Annotated in this window: 9 protein-coding genes and 3 pseudogenes; 2 read left to right on the forward strand and 10 right to left on the reverse strand. The window is 76.1% G+C overall.

Annotation, left to right across the window (positions count from 1 at the left end):
* The first annotated feature begins 37 nt into the window (after nt 1-37).
* Nucleotides 38-817 (forward strand): VOC family protein, encoded by a 780-nt coding sequence (locus ABD981_RS04475; protein WP_046910264.1) that lies wholly within the window; start codon nt 38-40, stop codon nt 815-817.
* Between the two features lies 1 nt (nt 818).
* Here the strand turns inward: ABD981_RS04475 and ABD981_RS04480 are convergent, their stop codons facing one another.
* The 10 genes and pseudogenes from ABD981_RS04480 to ABD981_RS39030 all read right to left on the reverse strand — a co-directional run.
* Nucleotides 819-1,652, reverse strand: a complete 834-nt coding sequence (locus ABD981_RS04480) for an enoyl-CoA hydratase/isomerase family protein (RefSeq protein ID WP_123954916.1) — start codon at nt 1,650-1,652, stop codon at nt 819-821.
* A gap of 66 nt (nt 1,653-1,718) precedes the next feature.
* The gene (locus tag ABD981_RS04485; RefSeq protein ID WP_046910263.1) at nt 1,719-2,480 is read right to left on the reverse strand and encodes a PIG-L deacetylase family protein; all 762 of its coding nucleotides are present in this window, start codon (nt 2,478-2,480) and stop codon (nt 1,719-1,721) included.
* 49 nt (nt 2,481-2,529) lie between these two features.
* Nucleotides 2,530-3,423 carry an SIS domain-containing protein gene (locus ABD981_RS04490; protein ID WP_046910262.1) on the reverse strand — a complete coding sequence of 298 codons (894 nt, stop codon included), beginning with the start codon at nt 3,421-3,423 and terminating at the stop codon, nt 2,530-2,532.
* A 135-nt stretch (nt 3,424-3,558) separates the two neighbouring features.
* A complete protein-coding gene (locus ABD981_RS04495; RefSeq protein WP_123954915.1) occupies nt 3,559-4,674 on the reverse strand; it encodes a LacI family DNA-binding transcriptional regulator in 1,116 nt (371 codons plus the stop codon).
* Nucleotides 4,675-4,747: 73 nt separating this feature from the next.
* Nucleotides 4,748-6,050: pseudogene (locus tag ABD981_RS04500) on the reverse strand (alpha/beta fold hydrolase).
* A 62-nt stretch (nt 6,051-6,112) separates the two neighbouring features.
* Nucleotides 6,113-6,944 (reverse strand): annotated as a pseudogene (gene nadE / locus ABD981_RS04505) (ammonia-dependent NAD(+) synthetase).
* A gap of 253 nt (nt 6,945-7,197) precedes the next feature.
* Nucleotides 7,198-7,392: a hypothetical protein gene (locus ABD981_RS39015; protein ID WP_345527998.1), complete on the reverse strand. Its 195-nt coding sequence runs from the start codon at nt 7,390-7,392 to the stop codon at nt 7,198-7,200.
* Nucleotides 7,389-7,571: a hypothetical protein gene (locus ABD981_RS39020; protein WP_345528003.1), complete on the reverse strand. Its 183-nt coding sequence runs from the start codon at nt 7,569-7,571 to the stop codon at nt 7,389-7,391. The genes ABD981_RS39015 and ABD981_RS39020 overlap by 4 nt, the downstream gene beginning before the upstream one ends.
* Nucleotides 7,544-7,699: a hypothetical protein gene (locus tag ABD981_RS39025; RefSeq protein WP_345528005.1), complete on the reverse strand. Its 156-nt coding sequence runs from the start codon at nt 7,697-7,699 to the stop codon at nt 7,544-7,546. The genes ABD981_RS39020 and ABD981_RS39025 overlap by 28 nt, the downstream gene beginning before the upstream one ends.
* Nucleotides 7,700-8,113, reverse strand: a pseudogene (locus tag ABD981_RS39030) (molybdopterin-dependent oxidoreductase); the annotation flags it as partial. It lies immediately after the preceding gene.
* Nucleotides 8,114-8,142: 29 nt separating this feature from the next.
* Here ABD981_RS39030 and ABD981_RS04530 point away from each other — a divergent pair.
* The coding region (locus ABD981_RS04530; RefSeq protein WP_345528000.1) for a hypothetical protein at nt 8,143-8,363 on the forward strand (221 nt) is incomplete at its 3' end.

Consider the following 8,363-nt stretch of genomic DNA (forward strand, 5'->3'; position numbering starts at 1 on the left):
GCACGCCTCCCCACCCGGAAGGACGGGACTCACCCCCATGCTCGGTACGGACTTCACCACGGGCTCGCCCGACTGGCTCGACCTCGGCAGCCCCGACACCGGCGCCGCCGCCGTGTTCTACGGCCGGGTCTTCGGCTGGGACTTCGTCTCGGCCGGGCCGGAGACGGGCGGCTACGGCTTCTTCCAGCAGGACGGCAGGACCGTGGCCGCCCTCGGCCCGCTCACGGAGGAGGGCGCGGAGAGCGCCTGGACGATCTACTTCGAGACCCCGGACGCCGAGGTCACCGCCCGTGCTGCCGAGCAGGGCGGCGGCACGGTCCGGATGGCCCCGATGGACGTGATGGAGGCCGGGCGGATGGCCGCCCTGACCGACCCGGGCGGCGCCGAGTTCGCCGTCTGGGAGCCGCACGCCGTGAAGGGCCTGGAGCGGACCTCCGAGAACAACGCCCTGCTCTGGGCAGAGCTGCACGTCGCCGACCCGGAGGCCGTGCTCGGCTTCTACCGCGGCCTGTTCGGCTGGCGCTGGGCGGAGATGGAGGCGCCCGGCATGACGTACCGGGTGATCTCGACGGCGGTCGGGGACCAGCAGGACGCCTCCTTCGGCGGCGCGGCCCCGCTGCAGCCGGGTGCGGACAAGGCGCGCTGGATCCCCTACTTCGCGACGGACGACGCCGACGTGATCGCCACCTCGGTGCAGGAGAGCGGCGGCTCGGTGCTGATGCCGCCCGCGGACGTCCCGGACGTCGGCCGGATCGCCTGGCTCGCGGACCCGTTCGGGGCCCCCTTCGCCGTCCTCAAGCCCGCCCCCACCATGTGACTCAGCGGCCCTCGAAGCGGGGCGGTCTGCGGGCCGCCTTCGCCGCGTAGCCCTCGCGGGCGTCCTCCGAGGTGAGGGTGAGCGCGGCGGCGAACGCGGTCCGGTCGAGGGCGTCGGCGAGGCCCCGGTCGGCGAAGGCGTCGATGCTGCGCTTCACCGCCCGGACCGCGAGCGGGGCGTTCGCCGCGATGGCGGCGGCCGTCTCGTACGCGGTCTCCGCCAGCTCCCCGGGGGCGGTGACGCGCTGGACCAGGCCGAGGCGTTCGGCGGTGGCGGCGTCGATCCTCCGGCCGGTGAGCGCCAGGTACTTCGCCCAGCCCGCGCCCGCCTCGCGGGCGATCCGCAGGTCGCCGCCCGCGTCCACGGCGACGCCGACGCCGGTCTCGGGGAGGGCGAAGACGGCGTCGTCGGCGGCGAGGCGGATGTCGGCCATGAGGGCGAGTTCGAAGCCGAAGCCGAGGCAGTAGCCCTGGACGGCGGCCACGACGGGCTGGGGCAGCCGGGCGAAGGCGGCGAAGCGCTCGTGGGCCCAGCGGACGCCCTCGGCGTAGTTCTCGGTGCGCTCGGCCGCCGAGCGTCCGGTGATGGCCCCGCCGGGGGCGGTGACGTCGATCCCGGCGCAGAACGCCCGCCCCTCGGCCCGCAGCAGCACGGCCCGCACCCGCTCGTCGAAGCGGATCCGGTCCGCGATCAGGCCGAGCTGGCGGCTGGCCTCCCAGCTCCAGCCGTTGAGCTTCTCGGGACGGCACAGGGTGACCGTCGCGATGCCGTCCCCGACCCTGAGGGTGAGCCGTTCCTCGCCCTCCGGGACCGTCTGGTCGAGCGTGTCGATCACCGCACCGCCCCCGCTTCCTGACTGTCCGTCAGTTGACTTCCAGGGGCGGAGCCTAGCGTCCGCCCCCTACCGGGGGAACACCTCGAACGCCACCGCCGGGCGGCCCCCGAAGCGCTCCGAGGCGCGGCCCGTCGACATGGCCACGAAGTCGCGGCAGTACGCGTCGGGGTCCTCGTCGGTGAGCGCCTCGATGTAGGTGCGGTGGGCGAGCAGCGAGCGGGTGGCGCGCTCCAGGCCCGGGCCCGCGTCGACCGCGTGGGTCGGGAGGTTGGAGCCGGCGACCGCGACCCAGCGCACCCCGTTCCACGGCGCGAGGCCCTGTTCCGTCAGCTCGGGGAAGATCCAGCGGTTGCCCGCGTCGGCCGCCGCGTCCAGGGTGGCCCGGCCGACGGCCAGGTGGTCGGGGGTGTTCCAGGCACCGCCGGGCTCCGGGCCCCAGGTGTCGCGGTGGTTGAGGGTGAGGACGAGCTCGGGGCGGTGGCGGCGGATCGCGGCGGCGATGTCGCGGCGCAGCCCGAGCCCGTACTCGATCACGCCGTCCCGGTGGTCCAGGAACTCCACCGTCCGCACGCCCACCACCGCCGCGCTGTCCCGCTGCTCGCGCTCGCGCAGCGGGGCGCAGACGGCCGGTTCGAGGCCGTCGATGCCCGCCTCGCCGCGGCTGGCGAGCACGTACACGACCTCCTTGCCCGCGTCGGTCCAGCCCGCGACGGCGGCGGCGCAGCCGTACTCCAGGTCGTCCGGGTGGGCGACGACGGCGAGGGCGCGCTGCCAGTCGGAGGGCATCTCTTCCAGTTGCGGCGGGGTCTGCCCGGCGGTGTCGATCATGGGCGCAGGATACGGCCCGGACCCTTCCGCCGGGCAGGGGCACGGCGGTTCAGCGGGCTCCGGCGAGGATCACCGAGCGGGTGAGGTGGCGGGGACGGTCGGGGTTGAGGCCGCGCCGGTCCGCGAGGGCGACGGCGAGGCGCTGGGCGCGCACGAGGGCGGCGACCGGGTCGACGGCGTCGGCGATGAACCGGGCCCCGGTGGAGGCGACTTCGTCGGCGAGGCCGGGCGGCACGGGGCCGAGGCACCAGACCAGGCTGCCGGGGTCGCTGATGCCGATCGGCCCGTGCCGGTACTCCATCGCCGGGTACGACTCGGTCCAGGCGCGGGCCGCCCCGCGGAGCTTGAGCGCCGCCTCGTCGGCGAGGCCGACGGTCCAGCCGGTGCCGAGGAAGGTGAACTGGCCGTGCCGCGTCCAGCTGGCGGGCAGCGGCTCGTACAGGGCCAGTTCGGCGTCGACGACCGAGGGGCCGAGGTCGACGCCGAGGCCGGCCCGGAGCAGTTGGAGCGCGGTGGTGGCGAACCGGGTCTGCACCACGGAGCGTTCGTCGGCGAAGCCGAGGTCGAGGACGGCGTCGGCGAGGCGGGCGGCCGGGCTGCCGGGCACCCCGGTGAGGACGAGGGTCGGGGTGCGTCCGGCGGCCCGGGCGAGCAGTTCGGCCACCTCGGTCGTGGTGCCCGAGCGGGTGAGCGCGACGATCCGGTCGTACTCCCGGCCGAGCGGGGTCGGGTCGGAGGCCGGGAAGGCGTCGGTCTCTCCCCCGCCGAGGGACTCCCGCAGGGCGGCGTAGGCGCGGGCGATGAAGTACGAGGTGCCGCAGCCGACGACGGCGACCCGTTCGCCGGTCCGGGGCAGCAGGGCGGTCCGTGCCTCGGCGATCTCGGCGGCACGCCGCCAGCAGTGCGGCTGGCTGGCGATCTCGATGTCCACGTGGGTGGTCATGCGCGTCCTCTCGGGGCCTGGTCCCGGATCGGACGCCGGGGCTCGAACGGTGTTCTACCCGGGCTGACGATAGCGAACAATGAGCAATCGGTGCGCAAAACTTGGACTTTCATGCGCGACCTGCCGAGCAATCACTCAACCTCGCGCACTCCGTGGCGCCCCGCACGAGGCCCTCACGACCAGGCGGGGCCGCAGCTGCACCTGGTGGAGCGGGGCGGCGTCGCCCTCCGCGAGCCGGCGCAGCAGGATCTGCGCGGCCAGCCCGCCGAGCTGGAACTTCGGCGGGGAGACGGCCGTCAGCGGGGTCTCGGCCACGTCCGCGAACTCGTTGTCGTAGCTGATCAGCGCCAGGTCCTCGGGGACCCGCAGCCCTGCCCGGCGGGCGGCGGCCAGGACGAGCGCGGCCTCGCGGTCGCCGAAGCAGAGCGCCGCGGTGACCCCGGCGGCCCGCAGCGCGGCCAGTGCCCGGTCGGCGCGGCCGGCGTCCCACTCCGTCATCGCCCCGCTCTCCCGGCACGGCGCGGGCAGCCCCAGGTCGGCCACTGCGCGGGCGAAGCCGGACTCGACGGGCGCCGTGGTCGGCGCGTCGGAGCGCACCACGAGCCCGAGCCTGCGGTGCCCGAGCCCCCGCAGGTGCCGCACGGCGTCGTAGGCGCCGCCCTCGTGGTCGGTGCAGACGTGCTCGGTGGGGTCGCCCGGGCCGTGGGCGGCGAGCCGCCGCTCGACCAGGACGACCGGCACGGGCAGGGCCAGGAGCTCCTCGGCGCGCCGCCCCGGATCGGCCGCGGTGTGCAGGGAGGGGACGAGCAGCAGCCCGTGCACCCCGGCGGCCAGCAGCCGGCCGACGGCGGCGTCCTCCTCGGCCCGGTCGTAGCGGGAGCAGGCGAGGACCAGCCTGGCTCCGGCCGCGGCGAGCTCCTTCTCGATGCCCTGGAGGACCCGCGGATAGTAGAAGGACGTGTCGGGCACGAGGACGCCGACCACGCGCCGGCCGGCCCGCTCCTCCTCGGCGCGGTGGGCGGCGAAGGTGCCCGCGCCCTGGCGCCGCCGGACCAGGCCGAGGGCGACGAGGTCCTCGTACGCCCGGCGGACCGTGGTCACGGAGACGCCGGTCTCGGCGGCGAGGGCGCGTTCGGTGGGGAGCTTGCTGCCGGGCGGCCAGGTCCCGTCGAGCAGGCCCCGGCGCAACTGGGCCGTCAGGGCACGGAACTTCAGCTCGCGCCCGGACGCCGGGATCTCGCCGTGTGCCACCGGGCCCCCTGGTGCTCGCCTCGCCGATCGGTGCGCGGCGCATCCTATCCCCGCGCGGCGCGCGGGCCGGGGCTCAGAGTTCGCCGCGGGCGAGGGCGAGCAGCCGGTCCAGGACGCGCGGGCCGCCGGCCCGCACCCCGTCGTGCTCGAACTCGTCGGTGACCCAGGTGCGCAGCCCACGGATGGCGCGCGCGGTCTCCAGGGAGTGGGCGGTGTCCACGTACATGTCGTCGTGGTAGACGGCGGCGGCGACCGGGACCTCGTTGGCGGCGAGCCGCGCGGGGTTGTAGAGCGGGGTCCAGTCGGTGCGGGCGGCGAGGAGAGCGGCGGTCTCGCGCAGCGGGCGCAGGGCCGGGTCGACGTCGAAGTGCCAGGGGTGGATCGTCTCGCCGGTGAAGAGCAGCGGCGCGTCGCCCGCGAGCGTCCGCGCCGCGTCGAACTCGGGGAACTCGGCCCGTACGCGTTCGGCGGCCCAGTCGGTCGGGCCCTGCCCCTGGGCGTAGATGGCCTCGTGCAGCAGGGCGTAGAGCGGGTGGCCCGCGAACGAGAGGTGGCTCTGGACGGCTTCGAGGAAGGCGTCGGACAGGGCGGGGCCCGCGGGGGTGGGGACGAAGGCGTCCTCCAGGAGCAGATGGAGCTGGTGGGTGCCGTCGCCGCCGCCGAGCAGGATGCCGAGGGACTGGAAGGCCTCGGGGGTCAGCGTTCCGCCGCCGGGCAGCGTGACCTCGTGCTCGGCGAGGTGGGCGGCGATCCGGCGGGCCCGCTCGACGTCGTCGGGATAACGGGCGTAGTGGGCCTCGTTCTTGCGCCGGACGCGCGGGTGGGCGGCCCGGTAGACCTCGTCGGCGGTGGCCGTGAGGGAGGGCAGCCCGCCGGTGATGAGGACGGTCTCCAGGCCCTCGGGTGCGGCGCCGAGGTAGTGGGTGGCGCAGAAGCCGCCGAAGCTCTGGCCGAGGACGGTCCAGGGGGCGCCGCCGGTCAGTTGACGGCGGATCAGCTCACAGTCCTTGACGATGGAGTCGGCCCGGAAGTGCGCGAGGTAGTCGGCCTGTTCGCGCGGGGTGCCGCGGAGCGGCAGGGTCTGCCGGTTGGCGGGGGTGGAGGCGCCGGTGCCGCGCTGGTCGAGGAGGAGCACCCGGAACTCCCGCACGGCCCGGCCGAGCCAGGCCTGCGGCCCGATGAAGCGCCGGGCGCCGAAGCCGGGCCCGCCCTCCAGGTAGACCAGCCAGGGCAGGTCCGCCCCGGCGGCCCCGGTCGCCCGCGACGACCTCGCGTCCGTGGATCTCGATGCGTTCGCCGTCGGGGGCGGAGTGGTCGAGCGGGACGTCGAAGCGGTGGTCGGTGAGGACGAGTCCGGGCTGCCGGAAGGTGGACACCTGGCTGTTCCTGTTCGTGCGGGTCGGTGCTGGTGCTCGCGCGCGGCGGCGCAGGGGTGCGGTCAGGGGGCGATGGGCAGCCGGCGCTTGTGGTCGGTCAGCTCGTAGCGGCGCGCGATGGCGGCGAAGGCGGCCTCGCCGACCGGCTTGCCCTCCAGGAAGTCGTCGATCTCGTCGTAGGTCACGCCGAGGGCGTCCTCGTCGGGCTTCCCCGGGTCGAGGGTCTCCAGGTCGGCGGTGGGGGTCTTCCAGACCAGCTCGGCCGGGGCGCCGAGCTCGGCGGCCACGGCGCGGACCCGGCGCTTGGTGAGGCCGGTCAGCGGGACGAGGTCGGCGGCGCCGTCGCCGTACTTGGTGAAGAAGCCGGAGACCGCCTCGGCGGCGTGGTCGGTGCCGACGACCAGGCCGTTGTGGGCGCCCGCGACCGCGTACTGGGCGATCATCCGCTGCCGGGCCTTGATGTTGCCGTGCACGAAGTCCTGGTGGTGCGCGTCGCGGAAGGCGATCCCGGCGGCCGAGGTGGCCTCCAGGGCGGCGTCGGAGGCCGGCTTGATGTCCCACGGTCAGGACCTCGTCGGCGCGGATGAAGCCGAGGGCGAGCTGGGCGTCGCGCTCGTCGGCCTGGACGCCGTAGGGCAGCCGCATGGCGTAGAAGACGGCCTGGTGGCCGGCTGCGCGGGCGCGCTCGACGGCGAGCTGGCAGAGCCGTCCGGCGGTGGTGGAGTCGACGCCGCCGCTGATGCCGAGGACCAGGGAGCCCAGACCGGTGGAGGTGAGGCGCTCGGCGAGGAAGGCCACCCGGCGCTCGATCTCCGCGCGCGGGTCGAAGGTCTCGCCGACCTCGAGCTCACGGGCGATCCGCTGCTGCAGGGCGGTGGTCTCCGGGTCGGTCACGGGATGCTCCTCGGTCGTGCGTGGTGTACGTGGCGTCCGCGTCCGACTCTATGCGCCCCGCCCGACGCCTGTCGCCCGCCCGGGCCCCGGGCCCCGGGTCGGCACGGAGGGGCGGGGCGGGCGGGGCGGCCCGTGCGGGTGCGGCGGGACGGCCGGGGCGGCCGGGCGGGCCGGGGTCGGGGCGGGACGGGGTGGGGGCGAGGTGGGCAGGACGGGCCGGACGGCCAGGGCAGGCGGACTTTCCGGAGGCGACCTAGGTGACGCAGAGCACCTCGACCCGCTGCACCAGGTTGTTGCCGAAGCCGCCCCGGTTCCAGGGAGCCGTGAGCGGCTGGGTGTGCCCGGCGGCGTCGGTGGCGCGGACGGTGAGCAGGTGCGCGCCCGGGGCCGCCGTCCAGCTCGTGCGCCATCCGGCCCAGGCCCAGGGCCGCTCCGGGTCGGCGGTCACCTCGGCGTCGGTCCAGCTGCGCTCCCCGTCGTGCTGAGCTCCACGCGGGTCACCGGCGCGTGCCCGGACCAGGCCCGGCCGGCCAGCGGGACGGGGCCGGGGTGGACGACCCGGGTGCGGGACATGAAGTCGGGGAAGCCGGGCGGGATCATCAGGGCCCGGGGCGCGATGACGTCCACGGGGGCGCCGGGCTCGTCGGGCCCTGCCGGTAGCGGTAGGCGACGGCCTGCTGGAAGCCGGTGAACGGGTGCGTGAGGGTGACGTCGCGCAGCCACTTCACCGAGGCCATGCCGTACCAGCCGGGCACGACCAGGCGCAGCGGATGCCCGTGCTGGGTGCGGCAGCGGGGCGCCGTTCATGGCGTAGGCGACGAGCACGCCGCGGTCCGGGTCGGCGGCGTGCGGGAGCGGCAGGCTGCGCCGGTAGTCCTGTTCGGTGCCGCGCTCGACCCCGTGGTCGGCGCCGGTGAGACGGCCTCGACGGCGCCGTCGGCGGGGCCCGCCTCGGCGAGCAGGGCGGCCAGCGGGACACCGGTCCAGTCGGCGGTCCCGACGGCCTCGACGAGCCAGGGCTGGCTGACCGGGCGGGGGCTGCGGCGGGCCCGGCCGTTGCCCGCGCACTCCAGGGTGACCCGGTGGGTGACGGCCGGCCGCCGCGCGCAGCTCCGCGACGCCGAGGCGCGAGCGGGCGGCGCACCAGGCCGCCGACGGTGAGCCGCCAGTCCCCGGCGTCGGCGGCCGGGATGTCGTAGTGGACCAGGACGTAGTGCAGACCGGGCGGGGTGGTGTCGTAGCGCAGCGCTTCGAGCGGCAGTCCGTGGTTGCGGGCCGCCAGGGCCAGCTCGGCCGTGCCGATGCCCTCGTCGGGTCCGGCGACCCGGCCCGGCGCGCTGACCTCGCCGACCCGCGGCGTACCGCCCGTACCGGCTGTGCCGTCCATGGCATCCATGGTGCGCCGCCGCTCCGCCCCCG

This window comes from Streptomyces showdoensis, assembly GCF_039535475.1.
Taxonomy (GTDB): domain Bacteria; phylum Actinomycetota; class Actinomycetes; order Streptomycetales; family Streptomycetaceae; genus Streptomyces; species Streptomyces showdoensis.